General features: G+C 40.6%; 12 protein-coding genes. 3 read left to right on the forward strand and 9 right to left on the reverse strand.

The genetic code is table 11. The features are described from left to right. Window positions 1–58 precede the first annotated feature (58 nt). From hutG to hutP, 5 genes are all read right to left on the reverse strand, one after another. Complete coding sequence (gene hutG, locus B1NLA3E_RS11365; RefSeq protein ID WP_015593985.1) at window positions 59–1,012, reverse strand: formimidoylglutamase; 954 nt, start codon at window positions 1,010–1,012, stop codon at window positions 59–61. After that, complete coding sequence (gene hutI / locus B1NLA3E_RS11370) at window positions 999–2,261, reverse strand: imidazolonepropionase (RefSeq protein ID WP_041580472.1); 1,263 nt, start codon at window positions 2,259–2,261, stop codon at window positions 999–1,001. Before hutI ends, hutG begins: the two co-directional genes overlap by 14 nt. 50 nt (window positions 2,262–2,311) lie before the next feature. After that, on the reverse strand, window positions 2,312–3,973 hold the full coding sequence (gene hutU / locus B1NLA3E_RS11375; RefSeq protein WP_015593987.1) for a urocanate hydratase: 1,662 nt from the start codon (window positions 3,971–3,973) through the stop codon (window positions 2,312–2,314). Between the two features lie 259 nt (window positions 3,974–4,232). Continuing rightward, window positions 4,233–5,789 carry a histidine ammonia-lyase gene (hutH, locus tag B1NLA3E_RS11380; protein ID WP_015593988.1) on the reverse strand — a complete coding sequence of 519 codons (1,557 nt, stop codon included), beginning with the start codon at window positions 5,787–5,789 and terminating at the stop codon, window positions 4,233–4,235. A 177-nt stretch (window positions 5,790–5,966) separates the two neighbouring features. Continuing rightward, the gene (gene hutP, locus B1NLA3E_RS11385; protein ID WP_015593989.1) at window positions 5,967–6,404 is read right to left on the reverse strand and encodes a hut operon transcriptional regulator HutP; all 438 of its coding nucleotides are present in this window, start codon (window positions 6,402–6,404) and stop codon (window positions 5,967–5,969) included. A 321-nt stretch (window positions 6,405–6,725) separates the two neighbouring features. Between hutP and B1NLA3E_RS11390 the strand changes: the two genes are divergently transcribed. Beyond that, window positions 6,726–7,028, forward strand: a complete 303-nt coding sequence (locus B1NLA3E_RS11390) for a DUF3870 domain-containing protein (protein WP_015593990.1) — start codon at window positions 6,726–6,728, stop codon at window positions 7,026–7,028. A 65-nt stretch (window positions 7,029–7,093) separates the two neighbouring features. Here the strand turns inward: B1NLA3E_RS11390 and B1NLA3E_RS11395 are convergent, their stop codons facing one another. The 4 genes from B1NLA3E_RS11395 to B1NLA3E_RS11410 form a co-directional block, all read right to left on the reverse strand. Beyond that, window positions 7,094–8,362, reverse strand: coding sequence for an MFS transporter (locus B1NLA3E_RS11395; RefSeq protein ID WP_015593991.1), 1,269 nt, complete (start codon window positions 8,360–8,362; stop codon window positions 7,094–7,096). Window positions 8,363–8,557: 195 nt separating this feature from the next. After that, window positions 8,558–9,772, reverse strand: coding sequence for an acyl-CoA dehydrogenase family protein (locus B1NLA3E_RS11400; protein WP_015593992.1), 1,215 nt, complete (start codon window positions 9,770–9,772; stop codon window positions 8,558–8,560). Between the two features lie 11 nt (window positions 9,773–9,783). Beyond that, entirely contained in the window at window positions 9,784–10,971 is a 1,188-nt protein-coding gene (locus tag B1NLA3E_RS11405; RefSeq protein ID WP_144061580.1) for a CaiB/BaiF CoA transferase family protein, read from the reverse strand. 266 nt (window positions 10,972–11,237) lie between these two features. Then, window positions 11,238–11,696 carry a DinB family protein gene (locus B1NLA3E_RS11410; protein WP_236619666.1) on the reverse strand — a complete coding sequence of 153 codons (459 nt, stop codon included), beginning with the start codon at window positions 11,694–11,696 and terminating at the stop codon, window positions 11,238–11,240. Between the two features lie 166 nt (window positions 11,697–11,862). On the opposite strand from B1NLA3E_RS11410, the gene pssA reads away from it, so the two are divergent. Both pssA and B1NLA3E_RS25895 read left to right on the forward strand, forming a co-directional pair. Further along, a complete protein-coding gene (gene pssA, locus B1NLA3E_RS11415; RefSeq protein ID WP_041580473.1) occupies window positions 11,863–12,354 on the forward strand; it encodes a CDP-diacylglycerol--serine O-phosphatidyltransferase in 492 nt (163 codons plus the stop codon). A gap of 148 nt (window positions 12,355–12,502) precedes the next feature. Beyond that, window positions 12,503–13,735, forward strand: coding sequence for a polysaccharide deacetylase family protein (locus B1NLA3E_RS25895; RefSeq protein WP_015593996.1), 1,233 nt, complete (start codon window positions 12,503–12,505; stop codon window positions 13,733–13,735). The last annotated feature ends 77 nt before the right edge of the window (window positions 13,736–13,812 follow it).

The following is a 13,812-nucleotide window of genomic DNA, read 5'->3' on the forward strand; positions in this document are numbered from 1 at the left end:
AAGGAGAAAGGAGAATTACAAAAGTAATCTCCCCGTTTAATAGGTAAGTGTTATCCATTTAGTTAACACGATTATGATACATAAAATTCATCATAACATGGGCAGACAGTCGACTCGTCATATCACGAAAATCCTTTGATGGATCAATCTCAACGATGTCCATCGCTTTTACTTTCTCATGCCCGCTTGCCTCAGTAATACTAGCAAGAAGCTCCCGAGACGTCAGTCCACCCGGCCCAATTGCGGGACAGCCTGGTGCAAATGCTTGGTCGACTACATCCATATCAACAGAAAGGTAGATAAAATCAACCTGTTGGGACAACCTGCTAATTTCCTTTTTTACTATTGGAACAATCCCTGCTTTTTCCACGTCGTTTATCGTGTAGACAGAAACACCTGCTTTCAACACATAATCATGATATTTTTTTGCATTTGAAAAATCACGTATCCCAATTTGGACAAGGTCTTCCCCTTTAACAAAACCACCTTCAATCAAACTCCTAAAAGGAGTACCATTTGTTCTGCCTCCATCTGTTAAATTACGAACATCATGGTGGGCATCCCACTGAATCACCCCGACCCTACCAAATGACTCTTGAAAAGCGCGGATAGAAGGAAAACTGACTCCATGGTCGCCACCCAACATGATAAAACGCTCACACGAATTGGTCTTGAGCATTTCCGATACACTCACATATAGCCTTTGTAACGTTTCTTCAATATCTGTTGGATGCGTTAAACAATCGCCGAAATCAAGAATTTTCATATCATTAAAATCATGATTGTTCTCTCCTGAAAAAGTGGAGTAACTACTTAAGCAGGCTCTGATTTTTTTGGGGGCCTCTGCTGCCTGAGACAGGGAAATCGAAGACTTGGAAGATGGAAGACCAATCAAACCAATCTCTCCCTTAAGCCCTTCCGAAAAAGATGTAATACACTCATTTACCTTTGTCAGATGCCGGTCTTTAAAAACGGCTGCTTGCCCTGGCTGAAGATAACTAAATTTCGCCATAACATTTTCTCTCCCATATTTTGATTCCTTCATAGTAAACGCTCTTAGTATGATTCACACCAAAGTGATAAGGAATATACAAATAATTCGGAATATCCCATACGACAAAAGTTGCTGGTTTTCCGATTTCCAGAATGCCCGCTTCTCCCCCTTTACCTACCGCAAAAGCTGCATTCGCTGTCACCGCATTCCAGATTTCCTCAGCAGTCATTCTTAGTTTTAAAGCTGCAAGTGACATGATCAATTGAAGATTTTCGGTTACACAACTACCTGGGTTGAAATCCGTCGCCAGTGCCACTGCCACTCCTTCATCAATCATTTTCCGAGCCCGTGCGTAATGTTCTTTGCCGAGGTAAAATGTTGTTCCTGGTAGCAACACAGCGACAGTGTCACACTCACTCAATCGCTTGATTCCTTCATTTGATGCGGCAACTAAATGATCGGCACTGATTGCACCGAGTGCCACTGCTAATTCTGTTCCACCGAGTGGGTCAATTTCATCAGCGTGAATTTTTAAACCAAAACCTGCTTCACTCGCTTTTTGTAAAAATACCCCTGCTTGCTCGGTGGTAAACACACCTGTTTCACAAAATATATCGGCAAAATCCGCGAGTTGATCCTTCTTTATTTCGGCTAATAAATCGATCATTTCCTGTAAAAATGCATCCTTTTTCCCTTTATAGGATGGTGGAATCGCGTGTGGTCCCAGAAATGTCGAGATGATGGAAACTGGAAACAGCTGCTGCAGACGCTTCGTAACCCGAAGTTGCTTCAGTTCCGTTTCTTTATCCAACCCGTAACCGCTTTTGGCTTCAATCGTTGTCACACCAAAGGAAATCATTCTTTCCAAATATCGTGATGTTTTTTGGACTAATTCTTCTTCAGTTGCTTTTTTCGTTGCTTCCACCGTGGCTAGAATTCCACCGCCATTCGCTAAAATTTCTAGATAGGGCATCCCTGCTTGCTTTAAAGCAAGTTCTTGTTCTCGAGACCCCCCAAAAACAAGATGAGTATGGGGATCAACCAGTCCAGGAGAAACTACCCTTTTCCGGGCATTTGCCCGTTCTTTTGCTGTAAGGGCTTGTGCTTCTTGATCTGATCCAATCCAGGCAACTTTCCCATTCATAACAGCAAAAGCAGCATTCTCTCTTACCGGCAATTGACTCATCTCAGTTCCTTTTAACGGTTTCAACGAACAGGTAGGTAGAATCAGCTGTCCGATATTATCAACGATTAAATCGTATTCCATGGTTTCAGATCCTTTCAAGGATGATAGGTGCTTACTACTGACTCCAATTTTCAAGGAAGCATGGGAATATCGATTCCTTTTTCTTTTGCGACTTCAATCGCTTTTTCATATCCGGCATCAGCATGCCGGACAATGCCCATGCCTGGGTCCGTTGTTAACACCCTTTTCAAACGTTCCTCGGCGAGATCGGTACCATCAGCAACTATAACCATTCCGGCGTGAAGGGAATAACCCATACCAACTCCACCACCATGATGGAAAGAAATCCACGATCCACCTGCGGCAACATTTATGAGTGCATTCAAAATGGCCCAGTCTCCTACCGCATCACTACCGTCCTTCATCGACTCTGTCTCCCGATTTGGTGAAGCTACAGACCCACAATCCAAATGATCTCGACCAATAACAATCGGAGCTTTTAACTCTCCTTTTCTTACAAGATCATTAATGGCCAGGCCCATTTTCTCTCGTTCACCATATCCGAGCCAGCAAATCCGGGACGGAAGTCCTTGGAATTCAACCTTTTTCTGAGCCATATCAATCCATCTAATGAGTGGCTTATTATCTGGGAATAGTTCTTTAATGAGGGCATCTGTCCGATAAATGTCCTCAGGATCCCCTGATAATGCAGCCCATCGAAACGGACCCTTTCCTTCGCAAAATAAAGGTCGGATATAAGCTGGAACAAATCCTGGGAAGTCAAACGCATGTTGTTCACCCGCGTCTTTCGCCACTTGACGAATATTATTTCCGTAATCAAAAGTGATGGCGCCTTTTTGCTGGAAGGCAAGCATCGCCCGAACATGATTCGCCATTGAATGTTTTGCTAAAGTCATATACTCATAAGGTTCATTGACTCGTAGAGAGCTGGCTTCTTCCAATGTCATCCCCTCTGGGATATAGCCATTTAGTGGATCATGCGCTGATGTTTGGTCTGTTACAATATCTATTTGTACATTTCTCCTAAGTAACTCGTGATGGATTTCTGCGGCGTTCCCAACAAGTCCAATTGACAGTGCAAGTCCTTGTTGCTTTGCCGCAAGAGCCCATTCGATGGCTTCATCAATTGATTCGGTCATTTTATCGCAATAGTGAGTATCAAGCCGTTTCTTAATCCGCTTTGGATCAATTTCAACCGCAAGGCAAACACCATCATTCATGGTTACGGACAATGGTTGGGCTCCACCCATTCCACCGAGGCCAGCCGTTAGCGTAATCGTCCCTTTAAGCGAACCGCCAAAGTGCTGACGAGCTACCTCAGCAAACGTTTCATATGTCCCTTGCAAAATTCCCTGGGTACCAATATATATCCAGCTTCCTGCTGTCATTTGCCCGTACATCATTAATCCTTTTTTATCGAGCTCGTGAAAATGTTCCCAAGTCGCCCATTTTGGAACAAGAACAGAATTCGATATTAAAACCCTAGGTGCCGCTTTATGAGTTTTAAAAACGGCGACTGGTTTCCCTGATTGAACGAGCATTGTTTCATCATTTTCAAGACGTCTTAACGTTGTTACAATCGCATCAAATGCCTCCCAATTTCGAGCAGCCTTTCCAATTCCTCCGTAAACTACCAATTTCTCTGGCTTTTCTGCCACTTCAGGATCTAAATTGTTATAAAGCATCCGAAGTGCTGCTTCTTGCTCCCATCCTTTACACTCTAACTCCAAACCTTTTTTTGCCCGGACCGTTCGATTCGGAATAGTCGTCATTGTATTTCCCCATTTCATTCTTTTTTAGGTTAAGGCTCTGTTAAACTGGAATGTTGATTTCCGTTTCAGGCACTCGCTTTCCGCGGGGCGGGCGGTGAGCCTCCTCGGCGCTTTAGCGCCTGTGGGGTCTCACCTGTCCCGCTGCTCCCGCAGGAGTCTCGCGCCTTCCACTCCAATCAACATTGTTCAAAAAATCAACATTGAGCTTTAACACAGCCTAGGTTAAAGATATTTTTTTCTTACTAAATTCAGTATCTTTTTAAAGAGCTATATCAATGATAGGATATGGTTTACATTCATCGACCTGGAATCCATCCCTTATATTTGTCCATGTCCTGTCATTTTTTTTTAGCCAATCTGTTACTCTTTCAATATCCTCCGAAAATACACGATCCCCCGTAATCGATGGCACTAGTTTTCTTGCTTCTTCATAAAATTCTCGCGTTTGTGGTGCCATTTTATCCACACCACGATATTGAACTGCCTGAAGAGCACAAATACATTCTATTGCTAGAACCCGCCGAACATTCTGAATGATGCTAAATGCGTGTCTTGCGGCGATTGTCCCCATACTGACGTGATCCTCCTGATTTGCAGAGGAAGGGATAGAATCGACACTAGCTGGGTGAGCTAATGTTTTGTTTTCTGAAACAAGCGAGGCAGCCACATATTGCATGATCATTGCCCCTGATTGTAAGCCGGGTTGGACACTTAAAAACGGAGGCAAATCATTTAGTTGCGGATTTACAAGTCTTTCAATCCTCCGCTCTGAAATACTAGCTAACTCAGCCACGGCTATTTTCATAAAATCCATGGCGATTGCAATCGGTTGGCCATGGAAATTCCCTCCCGATATCACGGTCTCGCCGTCATCAAAAATCAAAGGATTGTCGGTTGCTGCATTCATTTCGATTTCAAGTTTTTCTTTTACATAATCCAATGCTTGCCAAGAGGCGCCGTGGACTTGTGGAATACATCTTAATGAATAGGCATCTTGGACACGTTTTTCCCCTTGTCTGGTAATGAGTTTACTTCCTGATAATAGTTGTCTCATACGCTGTGCCACTGCCATTTGCTCTGGATACCCCCGAGCTTCATGGATAGCCGGATGAAAGGCATCAATTATGCCCTCTAATCCTTCCATTGTCAGGGCTGCTATCCATTCGGACTGATAGGCCAATTCATTTGCTTCAATCCAATTAATGGCCCCCATTGCAGTCATGGCCTGTGTGCCGTTGATCAAAGCTAGCCCTTCTTTTGCCTGCAAGACGACTGGCTCCAGCCCCTCCTGTTTATACGCCTCTTTGGTTGAGCAAACCCTTCCCCCATAAAAGACTTTTCCTTCTCCTACCAAGACGAGGGCGAGGTGAGAAAGCGGGGCTAAATCACCTGATGCGCCCAATGAACCTTGCTGAGGAATCACAGGATGTATTCTGGAGTTTAATAATTCGGCGAGTCTATCTGCAATGACGGGGCGTATTCCAGAGAAGCCCTTTATTAAAGCATTCAAACGAAGCAATAGCATGGTTCGTGATACCTCTTCTGGAAATGGATCACCAACCCCACAAGCATGGGAGCGGATTAAATTTAATTGCAGATCATTTACATCCTGTTCATCAATCATCACATCACTGAACTTACCAAACCCAGTATTGATCCCGTATATCGTCCGTTTTTCTGAAACAATTTTTTCCACAGCTGCTCGGCTTTCCGCAACCTTATGCATACTCTCTGCACTAATCGTGACGATTTCACCATCAAAACAAACTCTGCTTATTTCTTGTAAAGTTAAAGAGTTCCCTGTTAGCTCAACCATTTATTTTTAGCCTCCTATTTCAATAATTAAAAAAACAAAAAGGAGACGACAATGGCATAGTGATACCATCATCGCCTCCTACTGACTAGTGGACTATAGGCAATGTAAACTTTTTATTCGATTAATTTTTAAAATTTGCATGTAAATTTAAATTGAAGCAAACGTGTAGCATGTGATTCATATATGGTTAATTCCTAAACCAACCGTTTCATGCTCCCAACCTTTTACGGGAGCACCAATGGTCCCATAAAAAGCAACGGCTATCCATTCCCCTTCACCTTTATCAGGAAACGGAGTCCCACGAACAACTGCAAATCGAAGTCCTACGGTCCTTCCCATTTCGCCAATAGCAGACTGACCTCTAGTTACACCCTTAATGGCTTCTAATATGGCGTGATATAAAGCATGAGTTTCCCGGTAAAACTGATCTTGAATGAGCTTGGTTCGCTTAGCAGCCGTTTCCACTGCTGAAATGACCTTCTGCATATTCATCGAACCGACTTTTCCCTGACAATATGTGACATCCTTAAGTGAAGGTTGAAAATTTTCTAATTCTTCCTCTGTCAGGGCAGCCAGAAGTACGGCTAATTTTCCTATTGCTATTTTTTGACTCATACACAACCTCATATTTCGAATTTTAACTATTAACTAATAACTTACTATAAGTTTATGCATCAGAACCTTAAATGTCAATTTATTTTCCATATTTTAGTATAGTAATATAGTAGAGGAGTGCCATGATAAAGTATTTAAAAACGAAGAGTCTTATTTCAATATTGTTTTTAGAACTTTTTCAATATTGAACTTCTGTAGTTATTGGGAGCGATTTAGACTCAGATGTATTTCATTGAAATATATTGCGATTATTCTTTTCATTCTTATAAAATTGCATTATCCTGAATATATAGAAAATTCATAATTTAAGTGAGGGATTGGATGAATACAATTTTTATTGCCGGACATGCAAAATTACCATCAGGGATGGCTGCGAGAAGTGTTTTTGAAACATTGACAATCACTGCTGAAATTGATAAAAAATATGGGGTAATCGTCGATGCTTCATGTACATTAGCAACTGAGCATGGGAAGGATTTTATTCGCAGAATTTTAAAAGGCCACAGCCTTTTGGATGGAATTGATTTGCCGCTTGAAACATTAAAAAACGGATATTTTGGGAAAGCAAATAACGCCCTGGTTGCTGCATTAAAAGATTTATATAAACAATACGAAGCAAAATAATGGGAAGATATTAAATGGAAATGGGAGGCATCTATAAAATGAATGCCCCCATTAAATGTAGGATTTTATGCCGAATGATTTTTGGAAGCGCCTTCTTTTTGATCCGTAATATCGATTGATATATTTTCAAATGGATCAAACATTTTTTCTCGGATAAATAACGCTGGAATAATTCCAGAAATCGCGTAAGCAATGCCCAACATCGCTAAGCCTAGTCCAATTGAATGTGATTCTGCAATAATGCCGATGCTTATCGGTGCAATCGCTGCTCCGAATCGTCCGATATTATACGCCCCACCAACAGCTGTACCCCGAATATGGGTGGGAAAACTTTCACTCATGTAAGTAGAATTTATCCCATATTGTGCCCCATAAATAAATCCTAAAATGGTTAGAAGCATAATAATATTTGTTGGTGTGTGATAAAAATAAATGAATGGCAAGGCACCTGCAGTTAAAAAAGCACTTATGACATAAACATTGCGCCGCCCAAATCGATCTGCTAACCATCCTGCCATAGCCTTCCCAAGGATCGCAGCTGTATAGGTTCCAACAAGATACCCTGTCATTTTAGTAAAAGTAAAACCTAATTCGGTTACAATATAGGTAGGGAGCCAGGTTCCTACACCGTAATAGCCAAATTGTAAAAAAGTTGCGGTAAGAATCCAGAACAAGAAAGTCCCCCTTGTTTTTGGATCTTTGAAAATTGTAACCCATTCATTTTTCTTGTTCTCATTGGACTTTTTCGTTTCATCCTTCCAGCCTTTAGGTTCTGGAATTTTGTAAGCAATGAAAATTGCCAATATGACTGGCAAAATAGAGATAAAGAAGAGAGGTCGCCAACCATGCTGTGGGATGATTGCACCAGCCAATAAGACTGCTGCTAAATATCCGACTGAATAAGACGATTGTAAAGCACCAAGGATCGTTGTCCGTTTTTTCGTAGGGACATATTCGGCCATAAGCATTGTACAAATAGAATATTCTGCCCCAATCCCAATGGCAGAAATAAAACGAATGATGAGGAATTGTTCGTAAGATTGGACAAATCCAAGAAAAGCTGTTCCTACAGAGAAAAGTACCATCATCCAGGCTGCCATTCGTACTCGTCCGAATCTGTCAGATAACCAACCACCAATGATTCCTCCGATGGCCATACCAACTAGGGACCATGTGCTGATTAGCCCGGCCGCTGCTTTAGTAAGGTGAAATTCTTCCATTAAACTTGGAATCGTTACAGATAGCATTTGAATATCCATTCCATCTACTAATAGCCCTAAAAAACAGGCGACGAATACAATAATCCATGTTCTGTTTGATTGATTCTCCCCCAATATTGATCCCCCTTATATTAACTGCATTAAATTTTCTTTATACACCTCATTTGTTTATACTTAGTAGTAAAGTTTGATCCATTCATTATTAGCCAAACTCTCTAATTTTTTGATAATGTTCTATTTTCATGAGGAACAAAATATTAATACTATTAGAGGTGGGACGGATTAGGTTACTAGTCCGCCCCTAATAACTCAGTTTTTTACTGCTTCTTTATCGCATTCAAAGGGCCAAGCAGGTAAGGGTTGATTTAGTAGTTTGTCCGCTCGGTAACCAAGCACATATTCGGCTTGCATAACGGTGTGGATTTCACGTGTTCCTTCATAAATAACTGGCGCTTTTGAATTGCGTAAGTAGCGTTCAACTGGATATTCATTTGAATATCCATAAGCTCCATGAATTTGAACAGCATCATCGGCTGCTTGATTAGCAAAATCACAGGCCATCCATTTCGCCAAAGAAGTTTCACGAGTATTTCGTTTACCTTTATTTTTCATTTCGCCTGCCTTATAAACTAACAAGCTACTCATTTGCAATCCCGCTTCCATCTTAGCGACCATTTGTTGGACAAGCTGATGTTTGCCGATTTCCTTTCCAAACGTTTGTCGTTCATGACAATACTTCACACTTGCCTCTAAACTTGCCATGATCAATCCCACGGCTCCAGCAGCTACAGTGAATCGGCCGTTATCTAGAGCAGACATTGCGATTTTAAATCCTTCCCCTTCTTTACCAAGCAGATTTTCTTTTGGAATTCGTACTTGGTCAAAGAACAACTCTCCAGTATTACCTGCGCGAATTCCCAACTTCCCTTTGATTGCATGCGATGAAAAGCCTGGCATTGTACGCTCAACAATAAAGGCAGAAATCCCATTATGACGTTTATCTTTATCGGTATAAGCAAACACAATGAAATTGTCAGCATAGTCACATAACGAAATCCATGTTTTGGAACCATTTAAGATATAATCATCGCCATCTTTCACCGCTGTCGTAGCAAGAGATGCCACGTCAGAACCCGCACCAGGCTCTGTTAATCCAAATGCCCCAATTTTTTCACCCTTTGCTTGAGGTACAAGATATTTTTGCTTTTGTGTCTCAGTCCCGAATTGTAATAATGTTAAGCTGTTCAGTCCGATATGCACCGAGACAGCTGTGCGGAAAGCTGTATCCCCTCTTTCTAACTCCTCGCAAACAATAGCTAAGGAATTATAATCCATTCCGCTTCCGCCGTATGCTTCAGGAATACAAACACCCATAAGATTTAATTCAGCTAAGCGCTTTAAAATATTTTGATTAAATTGTTGATTTTCATCCCATTCACCGATATTTGGCATAATCTCTTTATCAACAAAGCTTCTGACCATTTTTCTTAACATCACTTGTTCTTCAGTAAATTCGAAATTCATATAAAAACCCCCTATATTATATTGTTATTTTTGAATTGATTAATTTCTGTTTGTAAAAATCCTGCTTGTTGCATTATTTCAATCGTATGCTCTCCGGCAACTGGTGGATGTCGTTCCATTCTCACTTTAGTGCGAGAAAGTTTGAGGGGTGACCCAACTAAATTCACCACGCCAGCCTCAGGATGATTCATTTCGACTACCATTTGTCGGGCTTTAATTTGTGGATGGTTGAAAACACGATCCATCGTATTGATCGGTCCGCATGGAATATTGTAAGCTGAGAATAAACTGGTCCAATATTCCATAGATTGGGATTGAAGCCGCTCGTTTAAAATGCTAGTAAGTTCCAGTCGATTTTGGACCCGAGCCGAATTCGTTCGGAATTTTTCGTGCTGTGCAATCGCTTTCATTTCTAGCAACTCGCACAAGGTTGTAAATTGGCGATCGTTTCCAACCGCGATAATCATTTCACCATCCGCAGTCTGGAAAGTAGCATAAGGGACAATATTCGGATGTTCATTTCCTAGCTTTTGTGGAACTTTCCCAGATATTAAATAGTTGCTTGCAACATTTGCTAGAGACCCAACTGCCGCATCCAGCAAAGACATGTCGATTTTTTGGCCTAAACCCGATTTCACTCGTTCAAGGAGAGCGGCCTGGATGGAAATCGCAGCATATAATCCCGTTAAAATGTCCACCATTGCCACACCAATTTTTAACGGCCCGCTTTCCTCGGTTCCAGTTATACTCATGAGCCCGCTCATCCCTTGTACGATGAAATCGTAACCAGGCAATTGAGAATACGGTCCTGTTTCCCCAAAGCCGGTAATCGAGCAAAATACTAGTCCTGAATTCAATTCTTGTAAACTCTCATAGTCTAGTAGCCACTTTTCCATCGAACCCGTTTTAAAATTGTGGATCAGAACATCAGCATCTTTGGCTAGAGTTCGAATAATGTCCCGGCCTTCTTCGGTTTTTAAATTTACGGTAATACTCCTTTTATTACGATTTGCACATAAGTAATAGGCACTGACACCATTCTTGAATGGAGGACCCCATCCTCTAGTTTCATCACTTCCTCCTGGTGCTTCAACTTTCATCACATCTGCTCCGAGGTCGGCTAGCATCATTGTGCAGTAAGGTCCTGCAAGCACTCTAGTTAAATCTAAAACTTTAATTCCAGCTAAAGCACCTCCCACCATATCCACTCCTTTTGTGAAATCATTTTTTTCAAAATACAAAAAGCCAGTCCTATCACAATAAATGTGGTAAGGACTGGCTACATGATTCATAAGCTTCATCCGGTAAAGGATGGTCGATGAATCTTAACAGTCAATGATTTTTGATGCTACTTCTGAGTCTTCCCTTCCTTCTGCTGGCTGGCAGATAGGGTGAAGAACTTAATCTTAATTATATATAATTTTCTGAATATTACAAGTATTTTTCAGAAAATAGTCTGATTTACCTATCTTACCAGCGTAATATAATCGATATTTACTGGTTCAATCCCATTACGTCGAACCAGTTGGTTTATTTGTCCGCGATGATACTGACCATGAAGTGCTATGTGAGTTAGTATATCACCGACTGAAGTAACAAACTCTTTCCCTTTGCTATTTTTATAGGAAATTATTAGATCTAGGTCAGAATTTGTTAATTCTTTTAAAAGTAACGAATAGCTTTCTTCGTTTTGCTTGGCAATTTTTGCACATGCTGCAACATCTATATCTGACCAAATCGAGATTTGAGAGCTATCCTCCCCCTTTAATCTAGTAAACCATACCTGTTCAGCAAGGAGGATATGACTAAACAATCGGATTGCCTTCTCATTTTCAAATTCTATAGATTGCAAGAGTTCCAAAATCCGCTGATTAGCCCACTCCAAATGATTATACATATTTAAAATTGTTCTCAAAGAATACACCTCCATATTTATGATTAACCTTGACTAAACAATATAATGAAAACATTCCCAATATATGATCCCGAATTAATCCTTAGAAAACGGGATAAAATTTTACATTCTCGACAAAATAAGGATGTTAGTAAAAATCATTTGAATCTTTCCTCACGAAAGGATGAACAGAAAATTGCCATTCATTTTTGCATCCTGGATACCTAATTTATTTACAATTGCAAATCTATTAAGCGGCGTTTTCTCCATTACCTGTATGATGAATGGGTATATGCGCGAGTCTGTTTTTTTAATTTTTCTCGCTGCTATTTTTGACTTATTTGATGGGAGGATTGCAAGAAAGTTAAAAGTGAATAGTGAACTAGGAGTGGAACTAGACTCTTTAGCAGATGTTGTAAGCTTTGGAGTAGCGCCAGCCATACTCTTTCATACATTATCACCACACTCTTTATTAACATCGATCGCATTTCTTCTTTACCCAACAATGGGTGCTCTTAGACTGGCAAGATTCAGCGCAAAACCAACTATTGGCTATTTTCTAGGCATACCTATTCCTCTAGCAGGACTTACTATTGCAACGATGGGTTTATTTTTCTATACCAACCAGTATATAACCATTTTACTTTCTATTTTAATGGTTAGCCCAATCCGTGTTAAGAAATTCTAAAAGAGGATAAATGACCTATATGGTATAATTAAAGTAGAAATTCAACTTCTCCAACCTCACCATTACTCCTATAAAACTCTCATGGTGTCTAAATATTCATATTGATTTCTGCTCCCTAGCCATTGCTAAATTTAAGGGGGAATTTTGTATGTCAGAAATCTGGCTTGCTATTCTAATTCTATTGTTTTTAGTCTTTCTTGTGATTGGGTTAATCTCGTATTTTAAAAAATCCGGCAAGAAGTTGGTTTATTTTGCACTAGCTGTTTTTAACCTGATTGGAGCTTTATTAATGGTGGCCATTATTCACTGGGATTTGAGTGATATTGGAAAAGTAGAAAAGACATCATCACCCCACACTGAGATAAACAAAAAAGAGCCAGAAACTCAAACAGATGACGAAAAAAATATCGAAAAAGAAAAGCCGGCTGTGGAGGTACCTCCAGCAGAAGAACCTAGTGTGGAACCAGTTCCAACACAAACACCTCCACCACTGGAACCCTCAGAACCCCAAACTCCTCCATCTGACCCTAATCCCCCTTCCCCAACTGAACCTTCTAAAATAATTGTTCCTGAAAATGGAACAATCAACTATACAGTTGTAAAGGGCGATACTCTATGGAAAATTGCTACACGAGCTGGTGTGACCGTTACAAAATTAAAACAATGGAACAACCTTTCTTCTGATGTCATCTATGTAGGTCAAGAATTAAAGATATATGGGAAAAATATTGAGCCACAGCCTCCGACAAATCCCTCCACACCCGAAACACCACAAAATACCGCTACTTCCGTTCTTTTTTCACATGGCATCCTTTCACAAAAGGAAATTGCCTTAACGTTTGACGCAGGTAGCGATATTGCAGGTATTGGAATTTTAGATGTCTTAAAAAAGTATAATATCAAAGCCACTTTCTTTCTAACTGGTAAATGGGCAGAGAAGTTTCCAAGCTATGCTAAAAGGATTGTTGTAGAAGGACACGAGATCGGAAATCATAGCTATTCTCATCCCGATCCAGTAAAAATCAGCACTAGCACTCTTATTCAAGAAATTACCAATGCGGAACATGCCATCATAACAGCTACCGGAAAATCACCACGTCCTTATTTCCGCTTTCCTTATGGCTCATACAATACCACTGCTTTAAAAGCAGTCGGAGAAGCTGGATATCCACTTAGCATCCAATGGTCTCTCGATACGATAGACTGGCAGCAGCCTTCATCTGCAGTCATCATCTCTCGAATTGAAACCGGTGCAAGCAACGGCGATATAATTCTCATGCATATTGGTGGAATCAATACACCAGAAGCAGTCGACAATATCATTCCAATTTTATCTGCAAAAGGGTACAAGCTTGTTACCCTAAGTGAGCTATTAAAGTAGCAATCTATTTTGAGCAATAAACAAACACCCCAAAAGTTAGGTTTTAACTCTAACTTTTGGGGTGCAGTACACTAAAA

The sequence above is a fragment of the Bacillus sp. 1NLA3E genome (assembly GCF_000242895.2).
GTDB lineage: Bacteria > Bacillota > Bacilli > Bacillales > Cytobacillaceae > Bacillus_BU.

Bases quoted from the DNA above. Each gene is read 5' to 3' on its own strand.
- hutG (WP_015593985.1), bottom strand. From the start codon at position 1,012: ATGGCGAAATTTAGTTATCTTCAGCCAGGGCAAGCAGCCGTTTTTAAA.
- hutI (WP_041580472.1), bottom strand. From the start codon at position 2,261: ATGGAATACGATTTAATCGTTGATAATATCGGACAGCTGATTCTACCT.
- hutU (WP_015593987.1), bottom strand. From the start codon at position 3,973: ATGACGACTATTCCGAATCGAACGGTCCGGGCAAAAAAAGGTTTGGAG.
- hutH (WP_015593988.1), bottom strand. From the start codon at position 5,789: ATGGTTGAGCTAACAGGGAACTCTTTAACTTTACAAGAAATAAGCAGA.
- hutP (WP_015593989.1), bottom strand. From the start codon at position 6,404: ATGAGTCAAAAAATAGCAATAGGAAAATTAGCCGTACTTCTGGCTGCC.
- B1NLA3E_RS11390 (WP_015593990.1), top strand. From the start codon at position 6,726: ATGAATACAATTTTTATTGCCGGACATGCAAAATTACCATCAGGGATG.
- B1NLA3E_RS11400 (WP_015593992.1), bottom strand. From the start codon at position 9,772: ATGAATTTCGAATTTACTGAAGAACAAGTGATGTTAAGAAAAATGGTC.
- B1NLA3E_RS25895 (WP_015593996.1), top strand. From the start codon at position 12,503: ATGTCAGAAATCTGGCTTGCTATTCTAATTCTATTGTTTTTAGTCTTT.